Genomic DNA, 22,801 nt, shown 5'->3' with positions numbered 1-22,801 from the left:
TGTTAAAGCGGATTAACATAAAATACTTGTTAAAAATAGATAAAGTGCGTATTTTGTCGATAAAAGGGTGGTTTGTAAGGATTTTATAAATTATTTACTTACATTTAGGTTGTGAGAATATAACTAATAAACAACAGCATATGATAAAATAACTACGTTCCCATAACTACCTAATAAAATAATAGTTTGGTCACCCAATAAGATGCTTGGGTGTAGACAACTATTGCAAAAATTGAAGCTTTCAAAATTCTTAATTGCTTTAAAAATCAATTCAATTTTTTCTAATCCAAACACAAAAAATAGATATTATTTCTGTGTTGTAAACCAATACCAAAACTAACTAAATCATAAAAGCCCCTAACCATGATCTCAGTTCTTCCCCTCAATTTCTCAAAGAGTAGATATTCTACGAGAATTATTTTTATACTTTGTTTGCTCAGTTTTTTTACAACTGTGTATTCCCAAACCACAAATGTTTGTGTTACTAAAAATAATATCGGAATCGCAGATCATGATAATGATAACATATGCGACTTGTATGACCTTGATGATGATAACGATGGGATACTTGATGCAGTAGAGTGTGGGTATCTGGAGGTAGTAGTAAACGGTAGTTTTGAAGCAAACAATCTAATTGGTCCTAACAGATGGGGCCTCATACCCGATTATCGAGTGCCAGGATGGTTTAGTTCTTTATCAAATAAAAGATTAGAGTTTTGGGGACAAAATTTCTTAGGAGTAACAGCTCCCCAGGGTAATATAAAAGTAGAGTTAAATTCGACAGCTCCTTCTTCAATATACCAGTATATCAATGTAAATCCAGGAGATGAAATTCTATGGTCTGTGAGTCATAAGGGAAGAGCTCGAGTAGAAGAAGCTGCTGTAAAAATAGGAGGAAGTTTGGCCGCCGCCAGTGTACAAGAGGTAATGAGTACAGGTACCAGCGCATGGAAAAGATATGTGGGGTTATATACCGTTCCTGCGGGTCAAACATCTACAGTATTTGCATTAGAAACGGTATCGCCGGGAGGATCTGTAGGAAATCTAATTGATGACATAAGAATCTTTGTGGTTAATGGAGAGCCTTGTAATGATTTTGATAATGATGGCATTCCTAATGATAGAGATTTAGATAGTGATAACGATGGTATCTATGATGTAGTTGAAGCTGGAGGAGATGATGCTAATGATGATGGTATAGCAGATGGAGCTGTAGATGGGTTTTACGGAATTCCTACCTCTGCAGGAGATGGTATAACACCCATCGATACCAACAACAACAATTCTTTTGATTTTTTGAATTTAGATAGTGATGAAGATGGATGTAGTGATGCCGATGAAGCGTATAATGACCCTGATGCCGATGGTAATGATACAGGAGTATATGGTGTAGACCCTGCGACAGTAGATGGTAATGGGTTGGTTAATGGAGCTCCCTATACAGATCCGGTAGTGCTCAATGATCCTGTACTAAAAGTAATAAAAAGAGTTTTAGATAGGAACGGAGTAGATATCACAGGGGGGGCTGTAGATCCGGGTGATGAGATTTATTTCGAATTAGTAATAGAAAATCAAGGAAAAGAGGATATCACTAATGCAAGTATTAAAGATGTACTTGCTTCCAATATTAGTTTTCAAACCGGGAGTGTAATTGCAGACCCTGGAGTAAATGTTACTTACAATACGGGGAACAGAGAAGTTAATATTACTATTGATAATTCGTATGTCCAACAATTTGATAGCGCATTAACTGTACGTTTTTTAGTTGATGTAGAATCCAGTTGTTTAAACTTACGTAATGCTTGTGATGATAAAATTGTTAATACAGCTTTGGTTACTTATACCGGGGCAACTTCTGGAATCAATATTGTAGATGAGCCTAGCGTATTAGGTCAAGATGCGTGTTCATTTGATGAGGTTGGCGCGTCGACTGTAATCATTGATATGTCTAGTTGTAATATAAATTTTGAGGCAACTCTATGTGCCAGTTTTATGGATCTGGTAGCAGGTGCTGGGTTTTCAAGTTACCAATGGGTGGATTTGGATACAGGTAGTGTTGTCGGAAACTCGCAAATATTAACCATAAACTCTAAAGGGTTATATAGAGTTACCAAAGGAGGAACAGCAAATTGTTCTGGCGGAGTTGAAACATGGAATGTGACTTCTTATAGTAGTGTTGTTAATCCAATAATTGCTATAGCTAATGACCCTTTGGTAAATGGTAATATACGTACTTGCCCGGTAAACGGTAGTAGTTTGCCAGAGATACTATTATGTGGAAGTTCTGAAACACAATATTTAGACTCTGGTTTTGTAGATGTTAAAAATCTTGTTTGGGAACGATTGGATCCTACTGCATGTCCATCGGTAGTTAGAGATGTTAACTGTCCAACTTTTGATGCTACTTGTGAACCTAGTTGGGTACAAGTGAGTACGGCAAGAGATTATACCGTTACACAGGCAGGAGAATACAGGATAAGAGTAGAGTTTGATGGTAGTTGTGAAATTAATTTTTACTTCAACGTATACCAAAGTAATTTTGAACCTAATCTTGTCGCTATTAAAGATATCGTTTGTGGTGTACCAGGTACGTTACATGTACAAAACTCATCAAGTCAATACGAATATCAGTTAGTTACCCCAGTAACCAATACCGTAATAGGATATCAATCATCACCAGAATTTTCTGGTTTAACAGAAGAAGGAACCTATACTGTTTATGTACGTCAGAATAGTGGTGTAATAAAAGGTTGTGTGTTCGAAGCAACCGAGTTTATGGAAATTTCTGAATCTGTTGTTAGTATCACTCCTACATCCCCAGGTTGTCCAGACGATACAGGAAGTGTTTTAATCCAGGTAACCGAAGGAGAGTCCAATTATACCTATAACATTAGTAGTACAACCAATAGTTTTAGTACTTCTGTAGGCCCAACAACAACGACCAATCATATTTTTAATGGATTAAACCCAGATGCGTATCATGTAGAAGTGCTTTCTTTTGATGGAGATTGTATAGATAACCAAAATGTGGTGGTAGATCCTCCTTCTAAATTTGAAGCAACAGCATCGTTAAAAAGAGACCTTAGCTGTAATACATACTATCAACCAGATCCTATGGCAAGTCAATATGATCCAGATGAGTTTATTGCAATTGTAGCAATAAATGTAGAGGGAGGTACTGGTCCTTTTGAGTATAGTACCAGTGATACCATGACCCCGCTGTTGGCAATCCAACCGGGAACTATGAATGAAGTTAGGTTTACCTCTGATGGGGTGTATCCAATTTATGTAAGAGACACTACTACAGGTTGTATTATAGCTGCAGGATCGGTGACCGTTACCGATTATGAAGAGTTACAAGCCAATTTTACCGGTAATGCTCCTTTGTGTGTAGGAGAAACCGGTACAGCTTATGTAGAGGTAACTTCTGGAGAAGGTCCATTTATCTATGTGTTGGATAATACACTATTTATTGGGCCCACCAGTACTCCAAATCATACTTTTCTCAATGTGGCTGCAGGAAATCATTCCGTAATCATATTTGACCGTTTTAGTTGTCAAATTTCAAAAAGTACTACAGTAAATAAAACGGATCAAATCACAGCCGATATTGATATTACACAAGAATATACGTGTGGAACTTTAGCTACCATAAGCGTTACTAATCCTCAGTTTGGTAATGGTTCTTATGAGTATAGTATAGATGGTAGTGATTTTACCAATACTACGGGAGTCTTTACAGGATTAACCGATGGAGTGTACACCGTCTATATTAGAGATACCGATACCGATATTTGTCCGGTAAATTTAGGACAGTTAACGGTAGTACCACTCAAAAAGGTAATAGACTTAGATTTTAGTCTGTCTCAACCTCAATGTCCATCATTAGAATCTGATGTGACCATTACTCCTACAATTAGTAATGCTCCAGCAACCATAGAATATCAGATTACAGCGCCTGCCGGAAAAGAGAGACCCTGGCAAGTATCGAATATATTTAATGGTTTGTCTGTTGGACATACATATACTATTGAAGCCAGAACCACAGAGGACGATTGTGTATATACCGAAAACCTAATTATAGATGATGCTGATCAAATTTCTATGGTGCCTTCGGCAATAGTGCAACCGACCTGTAAGTCTGATACAGATGGTTCTTTTACCATAAATATATCAGGTATTGATCTTACGTCAACAAACTATAGTTATGAAATCACAGGAGGAACCATTACCGGAACACAAACAGGAGGCCCCTTGACGACCAAATCCTTTACTATAAATGGACTTGGTGCAGGCACTTATACTATAGATGTAGAGGATAATACAACAAATTGCGAAGTAAGTGATACCGTGGTTATCAATGAATCAGATTTGCTTACCATTACAAATGTTGCTGTTACCCCGTTAACTTGTATTCAGAATGGCATTATTAATATTACTAGTATGGGAGGTAATGGAGGAACGATGTACGAATTGTTTAACAGCGCAAATGTTTCTGTTGCAGGACCTCAGTCTAGTAATGTATTTACAACGAGTAGTGCAGATACCTATACAGTTGTTGTAACCGATAAAAAAGGTTGTACTACAAATGATACTGCAACTATAGTCAATCCACCTACAGTGGCAGCAACAATAGATATAGCTGGATCTGATTTATGTTTTGATAGAGTAAATAGAGCTAGATTAGATATAAACATTACCAGCGGAACTGCTCCCTATACATACACCCTAAATAACGGTGCTATTACTAATATTACGGGAACATCGGTATCGATAGGTAGTTTGATTCCTGATACCTACGATATTGTAATTCGTGATGCTAATGGATGTGAAATAACATTAAACCAAGAGATTGCTGCTCAGATTACTGCCAGTGCAAGTCTTACCAAAGAGTTAGACTGTTCTGCCAGTCCAAATGCAATTATTACGATTGATAGTAACGGAGGTACAACACCTATAAACTATGAGGTGAGTACTGATGGAGGAGCTATCTATACTACGATTGCTACTTCTTCATATACTACGGGAACAGCAGGAACCTATATTTTTAAGGCTATCGATACAAATGGTTGTGAGACGATTACAAATAGTGTGGTTGTAGCACCATCATTACCGCCAACAGCAAATGCTACAGGAAAAAGCCCTTCTTGCATTGGAGCATCTGATGGAAGTATTACAATTACTGTAGATCCTACTATAGGAATACCACCGTATGAGATTAATTTTAATAGTTTAGGATATAGTAACCAAACAGTATATGGAGGGTTAACGGCAGGTACTTACACGTATACTGTTAGAGATGCTAATAGTTGTGAAATTGTAGTCCCATTATCCTATAGCCTTTCAGATCCAAACCCGATAACATTAGGAGGGTCTACGGTGACCAATATAACATGTGATATCGTTACCGGTACTACAAACGGATCTATTGAGGTAACAGGCGTAGCCGGAGGTACAGGTACATATACCTATACTTTGATAAGACCAGATAATTCGGTTGTGGCAATTCCAGGAAACCCTATTGTAAAAACAACAGCAGATACTGCATTATTCAATGATTTAGAATACGGAGATTATATCCTGAAGATACTTGATACTAATGGATGTCTATTTACCTTTGATTTTAATATCATAACTGCACCAATATTTACAGTTACAGAATCTGCTCCTACTACGACCTGTACAGGAGGTGTAACAGTCGAGATTCAGGTATTTGATGGTGTTGGACCTTTCGAAATCAGAGAATACCCTAATGGTGTCTATGGTGCCTTAAATGCACAGCCAGCATCTTCGGGAACTGCTGAAGAAAGAAATCATCAGTTTACCAATTTAGCTTTTGATACACCATTTACGTATCAAATAATTGATACTAATTCGGGATGTACAGATATTAGAACCATAACTCCACAACCTAGCCCTTCTTCTATTGCTATAGGAATAACCGAAACTCATGTAAGTTGTAATGGTTTAGGTGATGCAAGTATTTCTTATGAAATCACGGGGTACACCGGTAATGAGTTAACTTATGAATTATATAGTATTACAGACTTAAACAATAATATTGCAGGTGCCTATACTTTTAATAATGGAAATGCTCAAACCGGGCTTTCTGGTGCTGCTGCTACGGGTACTATAAGTAGTTTTTCTCCAGGAGAGTACCTGATCAGAGTTCGTGAAACAGATCTTGCTGTAGTTGCGCCTTGTAATGCTGCTGTGCAGTTTACAATCACAGAGCCAGAAATCCTGGAGCTTAAAGAAGATAGTCAAAAAACAGGTTTTTGTTCAAAACTACCAGAATTGGTTATGATTGCGACAGGAGGAGTTGCTCCTTATACCTTTACTGCAAATGACGGTAGTTCTGATGTAGCTTCGAACTCTGATGGGATTTTTAATACATTACCTGCCGGATCATATACGATAAGAGTATCTGATGCTAATGGATGTAACGGAAGTACTACAGTTCCTGTTGTTTTAACATCAACTCCTGATCCTGTGTTAAGTGCGATCACACCTTATACCAATTGTGATTTTGGGACGGGTTATACTTTTACAGTTAATGCTACAGGTACAGGACAGTTATCTTACAGTATAGATGGTAACAGTTTTGTGAATGACGGAGCAAGTCATAGTTTTTCGGTTACTGCCCCTGGTCTGTATACCGTTACAGTTCGTGACCCTAGAGGATGTACAGACACAGAAATGATAAATATTTATGAAGATTTACAGGTAACTGCAGATTTTGATACAGAACCAACCTGTACAAATACAGAAACTATTACCGTTACCGTGACTGGTGGATCTGACTATTCTGTAAATCCTGCTAATTTTACCTTTACGCTTTCGGGTACCGATATAGATAGTAATGCTGTAAATATTTCCCAAAATGGTAATCATATTTTTAATGGAGTGCCTGCTGGAGATTATACAGTTACAGTAACAGACATCGGTGTTAATGCAATTGGATGTAGCAGTAGTGCGACAGTAGCCAGAGTATATACAGACCCTGTGTTAGTATTTGTTGACAAAGGAAATGTATCCTGTAACTCTGGAAATGATGGTTTTATTTTGGTAGAGTTACAATCAAATTCTGATCTTGATGGACCTTTTATATATCAATTATGGAATATAGCAACTAATACTCAGGTAGGAGTTGATCAAATAGATAATCCTCTTTTCGAAAACTTAGGCAAAAACGATTATAGAGTAGTGGTAACTTCTATGCATGGATGTCAGGATGTTTTACAACCGGTTGTTATTTCTGAACCAGATGCTTTAACTGCGACTGCAATCTCTACTGCCTATAGTTGTAATGCAGGAAACGATGAGGTACTGCCTACAATAGAAGTAGATATACTCGACGGAACCCCACCATATACCATATCTTATACCGGAGCTGCATCTAATTCGAATCTGGCAGTTACAGGAAACAATTATATAATTACCGCTACCAATTCTGGGGATTATAATATTACCGTTTCAGATGCAAATAATTGTACGTTTGCAATACTTCCGAAAATTACAATACCCAATGTAGAGGAGTTAAAAAATCCAGTGGTTAATCCTGTTTCGTCTATTGATTGTAATACAAATACAGAAACGATTACCGTTACCATTACAGGAGGAGTAGGACCATTTGATATTAGCGAAATTAATAATGCTGTTCTAGCTCAAAATAATATTGCTTCTACAGGAGCAAATACAACAAGTGGAGCATTTTTATTACCAGGTATTGGAAATTATATTTTTACTATCTACGATCAGGGTACAGGTTGCTCTATCAACACAGATAGTTATGAAGTAGCGGTTTATGATACTATTGCTGTTTCTGTTGATACTGCTAGTGCTAAAAGCTGTTTTAATACCGTTCCGGCAGATGGATCTGTAACCATATCGGTAACAGGACATACAGGAGCTTATAATTATACTCTGAATAACCTTACCACAGGTACAATGACAAATGGTATAGGAGATACTTCCGTACAAAACCCATTAGTGATCTCTAATCAAGATTCAGGTAATATACAAATAACAGTAACAGATCCATTGTCTGGTTGTACTGCAGATTCAAACATATATACTGTTGTTCCGCCACCGGTTTTAGAGTTGTCTGTAAGTACCATAGTAGCTGGATATTGTTCTGGTAATAATGATGGAGTTATAGAAGCTACATCTATAGGAGGTACAGGAATAAAACTATATCGATTAGAAGATACCAGCGGGACGCCAATTGCACCATACGCTACTTTTAGTAGTACGTCAATTTTCGAAAATTTAACGCACTCTGCAGGAGGAACTACGTATCAGGTCCGTGTTCAGGATGAAAATGGTTGTGAAGTTACTGAAACCATAACAATAACATCTCCACAGCCAATTACTATTACATCAGCTCCAGATAGCGTTTTAGATTGTGTAAATAGTGCCGATGGTGAGATAGAAGTGGTAGCAGCAGGAGGACAAGGTTTAGGAACCTATTTCTTTACGCTTACCTATCCAGATGGATCTTTAAGTACGCCGTTTAGCAGTACTTCAGATAGATATACTTTTACTAATTTGTCTGAGGGAGAGTATACGGTTACGGTTTCAGACCATCTAAACTGTGAGGTTTCTCAAACTGTTCGAATTACTACATTGCCAGAGGTAACAGTTGTGACCAATGTAATAAGAACTCCTTCTTGTGCAAATCCAACCTCTGATATCGAAGTAACCGCTTCGGGAGGAACTCCTCCTTACGAATATAGTAAAGATGGAACTAATTTTGTTTCTGGAGCCAATCCACATTTATTTGCCAATCTTTCTGTAGGAGATTATTCATTTTATACAAAAGATAGTAATGGGTGTATTTCAAAAGTTTCAAATACAGTATCAGTAAATCCAATTGAAAACTTAGATGTTACATTAGATTTAAACAATACAGACCTTATTTGTTTTGGAGAGAATTTGGCTTCTGTGGATGCCTTCGTAACCGGTGGTTTAGGAGATTATATGTATTCTTTAACAGGAACCGATTACTTAGGAAGAAATGTGGTTATACCTGCCCAAAGTACTAGTTTCTTTGGTGATTTATATGCAGGAGATTATACATATACTGTTACCAGCCAGGATTGTGGACCAGAAAACATTTCGTTTACGATAAAGCAACCGATTGAATTTGTAGCAACCACAGCCCAAACAGATATTAGTTGTTTTGGAAATATTGATGGGACCATCACAATTAATGCTAGTGGAGGAACCCCAGATTATCAATACTCTTTATATGATAAAGATGGTAATGCTCTTTATCAATTTATAGAAGATGACAGTGATGGTACTTTGGGTACACATACTTTTAATGAGTTGGATGCAGGAGAGTATATTGTAGAAATTGTAGATGATAGAAGATGTTCGTTAGTCTTTACTAATATTGTGATTACCCCAGCTTCAGAAATTATACCTGTTGTGGTAGCTACTACTCCAGAGATGTGTGCCAATAGTGCTGATGGAACTGCTACTGTATCAATTACAGGTGGAGATGTGGGACCAGATCCTTTAAATCCAATCTACTATTGGAGTATTACCGGAGAGGAAACTAGCTTTCAATTAGTGACTGATCCAGCCAATCTGGTGATTCAAAGCCTTCCCGGTGGAGTAACAAGTTTGTTTATTAGAGATTCTAAAAACACCAGAAACTGTGAAGTGGCTGTTAATTTGAATATTACTCCTGGTGTTGCGATTGATGCGTCTTTAACTACACAATTAGATTGCCCTGTTTTTGATGTAGAGACCAATCAAATGATTAAAGATCCAGTATATCATATTGATTTTGTAATGAATGATGGTATTACTCCTAGTGATATTATGTACGAGCTAGAAGGGATTAATGGTACACCTACACCAGCGTCCAATTTTAATATGACCGGTTCTTTTGTAGTAACTCCTGGCGAATATCAAGGATCTATTACAAGTAGCAGCGGGTGTGAAACCATCATAGGTACAATCGTGGTAGAAGAGTATGCCTTACTTACTGCACCTATAGTTCGAATAACAGGAAATGCCAGTAATGTAAATGAACATGAAATTGTTTTCTCTGGAGTACCTGAAAATATAACAAGTACTTATAAATATTTCATTACCTATTTAGAAAATGGTGGTGACGAGAGAGAATTAGAATCTAATAAGTTCGTGATTAGCAGTACAGGCGATTATAAAATTAGAGTAGTAGATAATAACGGTTGTGAGATATCTTATACCCGTAGACTTACTTTTATAAATCTGATCATCCCTAATTATTATGATTCGAGCAGTGGATCTACATGGTATCCCGATCAAATATCAGAAAACATAAATGACCCATTCTATTTTCAGAATATCGAGGTAAAAGTATTTGATCGTTACGGAAGATTACTGGCTTCGTACAAAGGTGATCGTAGAAATGATGGATGGAAAGGTTTTCATAAAGGAAAAAGATTACCATCGGGAGATTATTGGTACTTCATTAGCCTAAATGATGAAGAAAACAAAACATATACTGGACACTTTACTTTACACAGATAGACATGAGAAATTATACTAGATTTATCGTATGGTTTACTATAGTTTTTTGTGCTGTAATTAGCAATATAGGCTATGGTCAAGAGTTTTTTGCACCGATCCAAAATCAATATTTGGCAGATAATCCTTATTTGTTATCTAATGCATATGCAGGGATTGGAAATTGTTGGCAAATCAGAGCTTCTGGTTTTGAGCAATGGGTAAATATTCCCGAATCTCCAGGCACACAATCCATCTCTATAGATGGTAGAATATCAGATCGCTCAGGAATAGGAGCTGTCCTTTTTAATGATAAAAATGGAGAGACTTCTCAAAAAGGTGCTCAAGTGTCTTTTGCACATCATTTAACGCTAAGCGGAGAAAAACAATACTTGTCCTTTGGGCTTAGTTATCGATATACCCAATTTACGATTAACTCATCGGGGTTTAATAATGGTAATATGGCAAACCCAATTAATCCAGGTCTGGAAAATATTAAAATTACCAATTCTAATTTTGATATTGGTGTACTATATAGGCTTAGAGGTTTTTTTCTGAATGTAAATGCAGTGAATTTGTTAGAAAAGAATCTTGATGAAGCCAATATTTCTGAACCAACCTCTATACAGAACTATTATGTGTATTCTGGCTATACATTTTACAGTAGAAATAGTTCTATAGAAATAGAACCTTCTACACTTTACCAGAATTTTGTAAGCGACGGGAGAAGTACTGCAGATTTTAATTTAAAAATTAGAAAAACAAAGAGAGAAGATTACTATTGGGCAGGGGTTAGTGTACGAACGTTGATTGATCAAGATTTTAAACCCTTATCAATTTCTCCTATGATAGGAGTTAAGAAACATAATTTTTATGTAGCTTATGGATATCAGGCAAACATTAATGAAATATATGAAGCAACTACCCTGGCAGGGTCACATCTAATTACATTAGGATTAGATTTTGGATGTAGAAAAAGTAAGTGTGGGTGTACCTATTAATAATAAAATGATACGAAGAATCTAAAAAAATAGGCTGAGGTTTGTTAGGCTATTGTAAGCAACTACTTATAATGGCTTAGCAAACCAATTTGTATCCATACCCTCTTACATTTATGATTTGTATAGAATCGTCTTGTTTTAATTTTTTTCTAAGCTTAGTAATAAAAACATCCATACTTCTACCACTAAAAAAATCATCGTCTCCCCACAGTTTTTTCAAAATCATAGAGCGATCAAGAACCTGGTTTTTGTTTTTTACCAGATGAAAAAGGAGGTGGGCTTCTCGATGTGTAAGTTGCTGTTGCTCTTCTTTGTAAATGAGAATTTGTTTAGGAAAATCAAAAGTATATTCACTAATGGTAATGATCTCTGCCTTTTTTTGAATTCGGGTATGATGTAACAAATTGTTAATACGTACAATTAACTCTTCCATGCTAAAAGGCTTCTTAAGGTAATCATTTCCTCCTAAGGTAAACCCTTCGACTACATCTTGTGTTTGTGATTTTGCAGTTAAAAAAATAATAGGGATAGTTTCATTTTCTTCTCTAATTTCTTTAGCTAGTGTAAATCCGTCTTTTTGGGGCATCATAACATCCAAAACTAGTAGTTGTGGTTCTTTTTTTTTGTAAAGTGTATAGGCTTCGCTACCATTAGTTGCAAGATGAACTATAAAGTTTCTTGTTTCTAAGCTTTCTTTAATAATTTGCCCTAATGAAGGTTCGTCTTCTGCAAGTAGTATTTCTATATTTTTAACCATTAGGTAGTACGATTTTGAAATTAGTAACCCCTTGATCTAGTAGTAACTGTATAGTTCCATTGTGTTTTTCGATAATAGTTTTGGCATAAAATAACCCAATGCCAAAACCTTTTATGTCATGTGTATTCCCTTTGGGGACACGATAAAACTTCTCGAATATTTTTTCTCTATGTATTTTGCTTAAAGAGGTTCCTGTGTCTTTAATCTCGATGGTTATATTGGAATCTGTATTGTTTATAGTAATACTTATTGTTTCTCCACCGTATTTAATGGCATTATCAACAATGTTATTAATGGCATTTTCCAGATGAAACACATCTGCTTTTTTCCAGATGTTTTCATGAGAACTGAGGTTTGTAATGTTCTTTTCAGGAGAATTTGCCATATGTTTTTTTGCAATCATATCTACCAATTCTACCAGATTTACTTCTTCAAAATTTAGCTGTAGTTTATCATTATCCAGAGTAGCTGTTTCTAATATTTTCTCTACCATAGTATTTAATTTTCCTAATTGATCAGAAGAGATAGCAGCATATTTTTTTGTTTTCTCCTGATTATTTTCCTGATTAAAGCTTTGTATACCTTCTATAGCAGCGCTAATAGTCGCTATAGGAGTTTTAAACTCATGAGTAATATTACTTATCAGGTCATTTTTTAACTCGGCTAATTGTTTTTGGTGATTAATTATTTTAAGAAGATATAACAAACACCCTATTACAGAGATTACTAATAAGAAAGATAGTAAGATTCCAAAGAGGTTTTTCTTTAAAATGGTAAGTGTAGTATTACTAAAGTAAAGCTCTATAAAACTATTCGGAGGTAAATAAATAGATTTTGATTTGGTAAACAGTCGCTTTTGGTGTTTTGCAAGTTTGGGCGATTCTTTTTTAATTGTATCCAATGGAGCACCTTCCTCTTTGTAAGACAATTCATAATCAACGGTGATGTTTTTTCTTGATAATTCGATCTTTAGTAAACTATCAATTTTACTTTCTTCTAATTTATCCTGACCAATTGAAATTACAATTTTGGAGGTTAAGGATTCTATAGGAGTTATATCTTCAATAATAATATCGCTACACTCCATTATATTGATAAAACTTTTCGCAGAATCATTAGAGTTTATGGTATTTAAAAATTGTTCAAGAGAATCAACAATTTTTCTTCTAATAAAAGTTGCTTGATGTGTTTTGTTTGAGTCGTTGTGTATTGCTTTTTCGAAGTAAGATTTTATCGAATCTAAGATATGATTAAAATTTTTGGAGCCTGATGTGTGTTTAAAATAACTTCCTTCTGATATAAAATTAACGGTTTCGTCCTTGGCTAATTCTTCATAGTATTGATTCACAGCATTATCAAGACTGATCTGTACCTCATTAATGAGTTGTTGTTTTGAAGATTGATAATTTTTAAAGTTCCAATATACCTGTATAGCAAGTGTAACCAGGATTACCATGGTTATAAAGTATAATAGTGTTCTATAGCTTTTCTGTTGCATGTATCAAAGGTACTATACTTAATTGATAACAAACGAGTCGGTTAACACTCGTTAACACTGGTTAACGCTTTGCTTAGCATTAGGTTTTCATATTTGCAACATCAATATATCAAAATTGTATAAGTATAACTTAAAAAAATAATGACCATGATACGAATTATGATACTAGTATTGCTATTTATGTATAATGCCATGATAGCTCAGGATTTTCAAGGAGTTGCAACCTATCAAACTAAGCGTATGGTTGATTTTAGTATGGAAGATTCTAAGGTGGATTCTGAAATGCAAAAACAAATCAAAGAGATGTTAGCAAAAAAATTTCAGAAAGAATATACACTTCAATTTAATTCGATTTCATCCATCTATAAAGAAGAAATAAACCTTGATGCTCCACAAACATCGATACCCGGAGTCGAATTGGTGATTGTAGGAGCATCATCCTCAGATATTCTTTACAAGAATACAAAAGAAAAAAGATATACTAATCAACGCGATATGTTTGGTAAAACTTTTTTGGTAAAGAGTTTATTGAAAGATCGAAAGTGGAAACTAGCACAGGAAACCAAAAAAATAGGGAATTATACATGCTATAAAGCTACTGCCACCCGTGCGGTAAACAAATACAATAATACCGTAAGCCATGATAATACAAATAGAGAGCCAAAAGAGGTAGTGCAAACGTTAACCGTTTGGTATACTCCAGAGATTCCGGTTTCGAATGGCCCAAGTAGGTATTGGGGGCTGCCTGGCTTGATATTAGAAGCTAATGATGGAGAAGAGACTATTCTATGTACAAAAATTGTTTTAAACCCAAAGAAAGCAATCGATATTAAGGAACCAAAAAAAGGAAAAATCGTTACCGAAGAAAAATTTAATGCCATTCTAGTGAAAAAACAAAAAGAAATGGAAGATACAATGCCACATGGTGATGGAAATAGTATAGAGTTTAAGATAGGTGGATAGGTAAGACATAAAAATTAAGCATGAAGAAGGAAATAGTTGTTTTGGTGCTACTTTTCGTAGTGTCCTGGGGGAGTATTGCCCAAAAAGTACAGATTATTGGTTTTGTAAAGGATTCTATAGGGAACCCATTAGGGATGGCCAATGTGATTGCATACAAAAAAAAAGATAACGCAATGGTATCTTACGGCATAACGAATGATTTAGGGAAATATAAGGTTTCAGTACCTGCTAATGAAACTTACCTTTTAAAAGTGAGTTTTATTGGCCTCGTAACAGAGGATAGGATAGTAGAAATTACTGATCAAGATGTAGAGGCCGATTTCGAGATGGTTGAGGATCAGAATAAGCTAGATGAAGTAGAGATAGTTTATGAGATGCCGGTAGTAGTAAAAGGTGATACATTAGTTTATAATACAGATTCGTTTACAGATGGGTCTGAAAAAAAACTAGGGGATGTTCTCAAAAAATTACCAGGCGTAGAAGTTAATGAAGCCGGAGAAATAGAAGTTGATGGAAAAGCAGTTTCTAAAGTTATGGTCGAAGGGAAAGACTTTTTTGATGGGAATTCTAAATTGGCGACAAAAAATATTCCTGCAGATGCTTTGGACAAGGTAGAGGTATTAAAAAATCATGAAGAAGTAAGTCAACTGAGAGGGCTTAGTAATTCTCAGGATCAGATAGCAATCAATGTTAAACTTAAAGAAGGTAAAAAGAATTTTTGGTTTGGTGATGTAACAGCAGGTGCTGGAGTAGCTACAACAGAACGTTATCTGATAAAACCAAAGTTGTTTTATTACAGTCCAAAGTACAGCTTAAATCTATTAACCGATTTTAATGATATTGGAGAACTACCGTTTACCTTTATGGATTATTTTAAGTTTACCGGAGGCTTTCGAAATTTAAAAGCAGGAGGAAATTCATTATCTCTATCTTCTGATGATTTAGGGTTCGCTTTATTGCCAAATAACAGAGCAAATGAAATTAATACCAAATTTGGAGCTACAAATTTTAATTATTCACCCAGTAAGAATTTGGATATAAGCGGATATGGGATTTTTAGCGGTACCAAAACCAATATGATGACGACAACTCGTAATGTTTATATCGATACTACAGATGATCCTAATGATAATACTGTAGAAGAAACTTCTGATATCAACGAACAACAGAATAATTTAGGGTTGCTAAAATTAAGTGCGATTTATAAACCTAATGGTAATTTTAGGTTAGATTATGATATTTTAGGTAAACTAGCCAAGCAAGAAGAAGAGAGCATTTTTTCATCTTCCAGAGGAGAGGTTTCCGAAAACATTTCTGAAATGCTTAATAATACACAAGGTTCTATTCAACAAAGTATAAATGGTTATTATACACTAGGTAGTAAAAATGTGTTCTCATTAAATGCACAACATTTTTTTCAAAATAGAGATCCATTTTATAATGCTATTCGGGATCAAATACCTTTTAGAGGCATTTTTACGCAAATTAATAACCCTCTGGATCCTAATGAAGATGATTTTGAACCATTACAGGAGTCAGGTACATACAATATAAATCAAGATAGGAGAATACGAACCAATTCGTTAGATGCAACACTAGATTATTACCGAATACTTAACAAAAAAAGTAATCTTAGGTTTACTTTTGGATCCAGCTATAGTAATAAGAATTTTGATTCAAGTATTTTTCAGATCTTGAATAGTGGAAATAAAAACAGTTTTGACCAGGATAAGTTTAAGAACAAGGTCAAGTATAAATTTGTGGACACTTATGGCGCGGTTCACTACAAATTCATCAAAGGTATTTTTACCATCAATCCTGGTGTTAGTTTACATAATTATAGGCTTAAAGATCAACAATTAGGAACTATGGTTCAACAAAATGAATGGAGAGTTCTACCAGACATCTTGGTGATTGCACAATTTAAAAAAAATGAAAGCTTACGATTTGATTATTTGATGACTGCCAATTATGCTGGTATAAGTAATTTGGCAAAAGGGTATGTGTTTAGTAATTATAATTTCTTATTTCAGGGAAATCGCAACTTAGAAAGCTCCTTATACGATAATTATTCATTGAACTATACAAGTTTCAACATGTTTAATTATACAAACGTTTATGCTGGTGTTAGGTACTCTATTAGTCGTAACCCCATAAAAAGTACGAGTAATATAACTGGTATTAATCAAGTAAGTACACCTGTTAATTCTGGATTAACCGATCGTGTTTTTAGAGCAGATGGTAGTTTCGAACGTAGTTTTGGAAAGATAAAAGGACGTGTTTCTTCAGATTTTAGCTGGTCTAAGTATCATAATATTGTTAATGAACTACCTAGTGAGAGTATAAGCTTAACTCAAAACTATGAAACGAGATGGTCAACAAACTTTAAAAAAGGACCTAATTTTGTTTTGGGTTATGGTCTTAGAATTAATGAGTATGATAATAACGAATCGCGAACTACTTTTTATACCAATAGTCCTTTTGCTAGGTTAAATTGGTCGTTTGCCAAGGGGTTTTTGTTAAAGTCTTCTTTTACTCATAATGATTATAGAAATGAAGGGCAGGTAATCAATACATATAGTTTTTGGAATGCATCGATATTTTATCAAAAACCTGATAGCAAATGGGCATATAAACTTTCTGGCACCAACCTTTTACAGACAAATAGTATAAACCGGGATAGTTTTAATGAGTTATTTACGAGTACTTCCAGTTATATGGTACAACCAAGGTATTGGGTGCTTAGCATTACTTATAATTTGTAATAAACCAGCAGAAAAGACTATGTGTCATAATTGTAATTTAATAATTGTAATCATTGATTATTGCTTTCGTCTAAGATTAGTATATAAACTGCAAAATACATAAAATGACAGCAATAAAAGAGCAAGATATTATTACGAAAACAAGCTCTAAAAACTTTGAGGAGTCTTATAATACACTGGTAGATATCATTACTAATAACCCAAATTTGAAAATAGTTGCTCAATTAGATCACCAGGCAAATGCATCCTCTGTAGGCTTGCAATTAAATCCAACACGTCTAATTCTTTTTGGTAACCCTCAATTAGGAACACCGTTAATGCAAAAAACTCAATTGATAGGTTTAGATCTGCCACAAAAAATATTGATTTGGGAAGATGATCACGGAGAAGTCAAAGTCTCATATAATAATCCCGAGTTTTTGAAGTCTCGTCATAATATTAGTAATCAAGAAGATATTTTTACAACTATCAATAACGCTTTGGGAGCTATTTCAAATAAGGTTATTGCAGGAAATTAAATTACTCTTTTTATAACTATTTTTCTCCTTTAGGAGTAAAAAAATGAAAGATTTGCATATGTAAGAGTTTTTGTACTAGAGATTTATTAATAAAGATTAAAAGTAGTATAAATATCTAAAAATCAGTATAAAACCAAAATGAATTGCTTAGTTTTGCGTTTACTGTCAATATGGAATACAATTTTATAATATTGATAGTTAGACTAACCAAAGCTAATTAAATGACTAAACCTAAAGATCGCTTGCATTTTCTCGATGCAATACGAGCATTTGCTATTATAATGATGTTACAAGGTCATTTTGTACATGCATTACTGGCTGATGTGTATCGAGATAATAGCAATGTGATATATGTGATATGGGAGTATTTTAGAGGAATTACGGCGCCTACTTTTTTTACTATCACAGGATTTGTTTTTAGTTACTTATTACTCAAAAGTAAAGAGGAGGGGGTAGAGAACCCAAGAGTTCTTAAAGGTATAAAAAGAGCTGTTAAAGTTATTTTATGGGGATACTTTTTACGTTTAAGTCTCTTTGCTATTTTTGAGGGCACTGTAAATCCTTCTTTTTTTTATGTAGATGTTTTACATTGTATTGGCACTTCTTTGTTACTGTTGATATCGATTTACCTAATTGTATATCAAATTAATAAAACTTATTTTCTAACAACGCTTTTGTGCTTGGGGCTGGTTATTTTTTTACTAGAACCGGTCTATAGTATCTGGAATTTAGAGTTTTTACCCAAAACAGTAGCAAATTATTTTACCTCTAAAAATGGTTCTGTTTTTACATTGTTTCCCTGGTTTGGCTACGTTTGTTTTGGTGGTTTTATGGCAGGTCTGTTTTTGAAACATAAAAATGATCCTAAATTTTATAAGCATGCGATACTCTCTCTAAGTATTGTTGGAGTATTGTTGATGTTTTGCTCTTCGCCAGTATTAATGCTATTACATAATGTTACAGGTGTGGTTGTTTTTAAGTCGGTGGCATATAATAACTTTCTATTTATAAGGCTTGGAAATGTTTTAATTCTTTTTTCTGTTTTTGTTTTATTGAAAGATTTTCTTACTAGCAAAATACTAACTAATATAGGAAAGCGAACATTGTCTATATATATACTTCACTTTTTTGTGTTGTATGGTAGTTGGTTCGGTCTCGGGCTCAATCGTTTTTTTTACCATCAACTTAATGTTGTCGAGATTTTTATAGGTGCATTGTTTTTTATTATAAGTATTAGTGGGATTGTACTTTATTATTATAAGCATGAAAAAGACCTAAAAAGCTATTCATATACTGTTGTAAAGGGTATTCGTTTAAAAATCAATGATTTGATTTCAGGGCTTGCTGCCTTGCTTAAGACAAATGTTATTATACGTAAGTATAAGGCGATTCGACAAACCAAAGAGTAAACTAGGCGGTTTTATAAGTACTTGTTTTTTTTTGTTATAATGTTAAAAATCAGTATATTATATAGATGTAATCAATATTCTTTAGTTATGCCAACAATAAAATCATTAAATAAATGGGCAAATGCTCATACGTATTACCCTTTGGATCTATTAAGAGTTTCATTGGGAGTTTTTCTATTCATAAAAGGGATTGATTTTATGAGTAATAGCCAAATTTTGGTGGATTTAATAAAACCCGTTCAGAATTTGGCTGGATCGATGATTATCATTCATTATGTAGCTCCTGCACACTTAATCGGTGGTATTCTAATTGCATTTGGGTTGTTAACGAGATGGTCGGTTATAGTACAGCTTCCTTTGATTATTGGAGCCGTTCTTATCAATTTTATTGGGACGATGAATGCAGCTAACCTTGTTATTGCAAGTGTAATTCTTTTATTATGCGTGTTTTTCGTATTTTATGGTTCGGGAAAACATTCTGTAGATTATTACTTGAAAATGCAACAGTAGTAAGAAAGTATAGATTAGATTATCAAACAGAAAAGAGAATAATTGAACAATTATTCTCTTTTCTGTTTATTTGTATTGATTAGTTTAGGGATACTAGAGATCGGATAAACGAGAATTATTACAGCGTAAAGGTACATCAAGATAAATAGTGTCTAATGTCTTAGAAACATAGATGTCATAGGATATTTTTTTTCTGTTTTTTTTCATTTGTTCTTTTAGCTTTGCCCATTCTTTATCATCATAAGTGTTGCTTTTTTTATAGTATTCAGCATCTCTCTGTTTTTTCGCAAGTATTGCCAAAGGAGCAATTAACCGGTATTGATGAACTTTTGGATTGTTTTGTTCTATTTGAGTGACAGATGATACTACTTTACTTAATTCGTCATTTGTAACATGGTTTTGTCCTATTGATAAAAGACATACCAACAGCATTACTGCAGTCATTGTTATTTTCATTTTTTTGGGATTTTGGGGCGTTAATATTCATAATGTAATGTCAACAAACGGGTATGTAGGTTTTGTGTATTTGATTATTAAACACAATAATTTTTATGAAATTTCATATAAGTGGTTAATATTCAATAGCTAAGATAGGTATAATGATTAAAAGTAGGTTACGGAAAAACCGCAAATTTATATGGGGATTTCTCCCCTAAAAGTGCTTCAAGGTATTGTCATTACTGGTGTTCAGGGAACTTTAAGACCAGTTTTTGAATTTTTGAAGAAAAATGTATAAAATCTGCCATCAGACTAGTGGTAGTAACGTCTGAGAGTATTTTTAAAAAATAGGATAAAACGTCATTTTTTTCTGTAAACAACACAAATCCTATCATTTTAAGTGTTTTTTTGAGGGAAATCAATTAAAAAAGTGTCATTTTTTTCCTTCAAAAAAACTAATTGATACCATACAGTCTTTTTTATTGTATGTTTAGGAATATTACAATGTTTGATTAATCATTTACCAGGATGATATACTGGTGTTTTTGTCAAGAGGAATATTTACATGTATTGTATCCAACGTTTTAGAGGTATGGATATTATTTTTGAAGCTAAAAGCTTTCTTTTTGTTTTTTCTCAATTCTCTTTTTATTCTTCGCCACTCTTTTTTACTGTAAAAATCTTTGTCTTTGGTAAGAATAGAAGATTCTACAATTAATCTGTTAACAACTACATCCTCCTGATTTGTACTGTATTGTTCTTCTTGAATTTGATCATCAATAGATCTTACAGAAGAATAGTCTGTCTGAAAGTCTTGTCCAAAGGACATGCTACAAACAAATAAAAATGTGAAGTAGATTACAAGATTTAATTTCATTTCCCAGAATTTTAATACGTTATTACGATCTTAATCATTTTAACATTAAAAAACATATCAAAATTATTCCCCTCAAAATAATAAATATGCTACACAAGTGTTACAACAAGTTAACGCTGTAAAAATAATAATATTACTTCGTTTTATGCTACGGTAAGACCGCATTTTTTATGGGGATTATTGTAAAATCGATATAAGGACTGTTTTTTACGATAAAGTTATAGGTTGAACGCTTTTTTAACAGCATCTACATAGTCTAATTTTTCCCAAGTAAAGAGTTCTACTTCTTTTGTGATCTTTCCAGAATAGGGACTTTCAAAAACTTTTGTAATGGTTTTAGGCTCTTTTCCCATATGTCCATAGGCAGCAGTTTCTAAATAAATGGGATTACGTAGTTTGAGTCGTTTTTCTATAGCAGCAGGACGCATGTCAAAAATAGTTGCTACCTTTTCTGCAATTTCTCCATCAGTAAGTCCTAAGGTACTGGTACCATAGGTATCAATGAAAATAGAAGTTGGCTCTACTACACCAATAGCATAAGACACTTGAACCAAAACTTCGTTGGCAATACCTGCAGCTACCAAATTTTTTGCGATATGACGAGAAGCATATGCAGCTGATCGGTCAACTTTACTAGGGTCTTTTCCAGAAAAAGCACCTCCTCCATGAGCTCCTTTTCCTCCATAAGTATCTACGATAATTTTTCTTCCAGTTAATCCTGTATCTCCATGAGGTCCCCCAATAACAAATTTTCCTGTTGGGTTTATATGATAGGTAATAGCATCATTAAATAAACCTTGAACATATTCTGGAAGCTGTGCAATAACTCTTGGGATTAAAATAGAAACAATGTCACTTTTTATTTTAGTAAGCATAGCATCATCATTACTATCAAAATCATCATGCTGCGTAGATACCACTATTGCAACAATACGTTGTGGGATGTTATCATCATTATATTCGATAGTTACTTGACTTTTAGAATCAGGGCGCAAATAGGGTATTTCTTTTCCTTCTCTTCTTAACTTTGCTAATTCTAATAGTATTTTATGAGAGATATCAAGTGCTAACGGCATATAGTTAGCCGTTTCTTTAGTTGCGTACCCAAACATCATTCCTTGGTCACCAGCTCCTTGTTCTTCTTTGGTTTCACGATCAACCCCTTGATTAATGTCTTGTGATTGTTCATGAATCAAAGAGATAACACCGCAAGAATCCCCATTAAATTGGTATTCTCCTTTAGTATAACCAATGTTATTAATAACATCTCTGGCAATGTGTTGTACATCAAGATAAGTTTTTGATTTTACCTCTCCTGCTAGAACCACTTGGCCAGTAGTAACCAATGTTTCACATGCAACTTTAGAATCTGCATCAAAAGCAAGAAAATTATCTAATAGAGCGTCACTAATTTGATCTGCTATTTTATCCGGGTGTCCTTCAGATACACTTTCTGAAGTAAATAAATATGCCATTTGTTATTGTTTTGTCAAGAGAACTTTGACTGGATTTACATGCGAAGCTTCGATATAACTTGTAAAATCGAACTGCTTTAGCAT

12 protein-coding genes are annotated in these 22,801 nt (G+C 34.3%); 7 read left to right on the top strand and 5 right to left on the bottom strand.

Annotated features, from left to right (window positions below; genetic code table 11):
* The first annotated feature begins 453 nt into the window (after positions 1–453).
* Both ABW636_RS01390 and ABW636_RS01385 read left to right on the top strand, forming a co-directional pair.
* Positions 454–10,530 carry a T9SS type B sorting domain-containing protein gene (locus ABW636_RS01390; protein ID WP_367588159.1) on the top strand — a complete coding sequence of 3,359 codons (10,077 nt, stop codon included), beginning with the start codon at positions 454–456 and terminating at the stop codon, positions 10,528–10,530.
* A gap of 2 nt (positions 10,531–10,532) precedes the next feature.
* On the top strand, positions 10,533–11,507 hold the full coding sequence (locus ABW636_RS01385; protein ID WP_367588158.1) for a PorP/SprF family type IX secretion system membrane protein: 975 nt from the start codon (positions 10,533–10,535) through the stop codon (positions 11,505–11,507).
* Between the two features lie 76 nt (positions 11,508–11,583).
* Here the strand turns inward: ABW636_RS01385 and ABW636_RS01380 are convergent, their stop codons facing one another.
* Entirely contained in the window at positions 11,584–12,264 is a 681-nt protein-coding gene (locus ABW636_RS01380) for a response regulator transcription factor (RefSeq protein WP_367588157.1), read from the bottom strand.
* Positions 12,257–13,762: a sensor histidine kinase gene (locus ABW636_RS01375; protein ID WP_367588156.1), complete on the bottom strand. Its 1,506-nt coding sequence runs from the start codon at positions 13,760–13,762 to the stop codon at positions 12,257–12,259. Before ABW636_RS01375 ends, ABW636_RS01380 begins: the two co-directional genes overlap by 8 nt.
* A gap of 147 nt (positions 13,763–13,909) precedes the next feature.
* Between ABW636_RS01375 and ABW636_RS01370 the strand changes: the two genes are divergently transcribed.
* The 5 genes from ABW636_RS01370 (at position 13,910) to ABW636_RS01350 (ending at position 19,927) form a co-directional block, all read left to right on the top strand.
* On the top strand, positions 13,910–14,725 hold the full coding sequence (locus ABW636_RS01370) for a GLPGLI family protein (protein ID WP_367588155.1): 816 nt from the start codon (positions 13,910–13,912) through the stop codon (positions 14,723–14,725).
* Positions 14,726–14,745: 20 nt separating this feature from the next.
* Positions 14,746–17,490 carry a carboxypeptidase regulatory-like domain-containing protein gene (locus ABW636_RS01365; protein ID WP_367588154.1) on the top strand — a complete coding sequence of 915 codons (2,745 nt, stop codon included), beginning with the start codon at positions 14,746–14,748 and terminating at the stop codon, positions 17,488–17,490.
* 104 nt (positions 17,491–17,594) lie between these two features.
* A complete protein-coding gene (locus ABW636_RS01360) occupies positions 17,595–18,008 on the top strand; it encodes a DUF302 domain-containing protein (RefSeq protein ID WP_367588153.1) in 414 nt (137 codons plus the stop codon).
* Between the two features lie 221 nt (positions 18,009–18,229).
* Complete coding sequence (locus ABW636_RS01355) at positions 18,230–19,417, top strand: heparan-alpha-glucosaminide N-acetyltransferase domain-containing protein (RefSeq protein ID WP_367588152.1); 1,188 nt, start codon at positions 18,230–18,232, stop codon at positions 19,415–19,417.
* An 87-nt stretch (positions 19,418–19,504) separates the two neighbouring features.
* A complete protein-coding gene (locus ABW636_RS01350; protein WP_367588151.1) occupies positions 19,505–19,927 on the top strand; it encodes a DoxX family protein in 423 nt (140 codons plus the stop codon).
* A gap of 93 nt (positions 19,928–20,020) precedes the next feature.
* On the opposite strand, the gene ABW636_RS01345 is transcribed toward ABW636_RS01350, so the two are convergent.
* The 3 genes from ABW636_RS01345 to metK all read right to left on the bottom strand — a co-directional run bounded on the left by ABW636_RS01345 (position 20,021) and on the right by metK (position 22,717).
* On the bottom strand, positions 20,021–20,383 hold the full coding sequence (locus ABW636_RS01345) for a hypothetical protein (protein ID WP_367588150.1): 363 nt from the start codon (positions 20,381–20,383) through the stop codon (positions 20,021–20,023).
* Between the two features lie 502 nt (positions 20,384–20,885).
* Positions 20,886–21,242, bottom strand: coding sequence for a hypothetical protein (locus ABW636_RS01340; RefSeq protein WP_367588149.1), 357 nt, complete (start codon positions 21,240–21,242; stop codon positions 20,886–20,888).
* Between the two features lie 218 nt (positions 21,243–21,460).
* Positions 21,461–22,717: a methionine adenosyltransferase gene (gene metK, locus ABW636_RS01335; protein ID WP_367588148.1), complete on the bottom strand. Its 1,257-nt coding sequence runs from the start codon at positions 22,715–22,717 to the stop codon at positions 21,461–21,463.
* Positions 22,718–22,801 lie beyond the last annotated feature (84 nt).

This window comes from Aquimarina discodermiae (assembly GCF_040786235.1).
Classification (GTDB): domain Bacteria; phylum Bacteroidota; class Bacteroidia; order Flavobacteriales; family Flavobacteriaceae; genus Aquimarina.
Note: the sequence above shows the minus strand (reverse complement) of the source record. Positions and strands in the feature narration are given on the sequence as shown.

Bases quoted from the DNA above. Each gene is read 5' to 3' on its own strand.
- ABW636_RS01385 (WP_367588158.1), top strand. From the start codon at position 10,533: ATGAGAAATTATACTAGATTTATCGTATGGTTTACTATAGTTTTTTGT.
- ABW636_RS01380 (WP_367588157.1), bottom strand. From the start codon at position 12,264: ATGGTTAAAAATATAGAAATACTACTTGCAGAAGACGAACCTTCATTA.
- ABW636_RS01375 (WP_367588156.1), bottom strand. From the start codon at position 13,762: ATGCAACAGAAAAGCTATAGAACACTATTATACTTTATAACCATGGTA.
- ABW636_RS01370 (WP_367588155.1), top strand. From the start codon at position 13,910: ATGATACGAATTATGATACTAGTATTGCTATTTATGTATAATGCCATG.
- ABW636_RS01365 (WP_367588154.1), top strand. From the start codon at position 14,746: ATGAAGAAGGAAATAGTTGTTTTGGTGCTACTTTTCGTAGTGTCCTGG.
- ABW636_RS01360 (WP_367588153.1), top strand. From the start codon at position 17,595: ATGACAGCAATAAAAGAGCAAGATATTATTACGAAAACAAGCTCTAAA.
- ABW636_RS01355 (WP_367588152.1), top strand. From the start codon at position 18,230: ATGACTAAACCTAAAGATCGCTTGCATTTTCTCGATGCAATACGAGCA.
- ABW636_RS01350 (WP_367588151.1), top strand. From the start codon at position 19,505: ATGCCAACAATAAAATCATTAAATAAATGGGCAAATGCTCATACGTAT.
- ABW636_RS01345 (WP_367588150.1), bottom strand. From the start codon at position 20,383: ATGAAAATAACAATGACTGCAGTAATGCTGTTGGTATGTCTTTTATCA.
- ABW636_RS01340 (WP_367588149.1), bottom strand. From the start codon at position 21,242: ATGAAATTAAATCTTGTAATCTACTTCACATTTTTATTTGTTTGTAGC.
- metK (WP_367588148.1), bottom strand. From the start codon at position 22,717: ATGGCATATTTATTTACTTCAGAAAGTGTATCTGAAGGACACCCGGAT.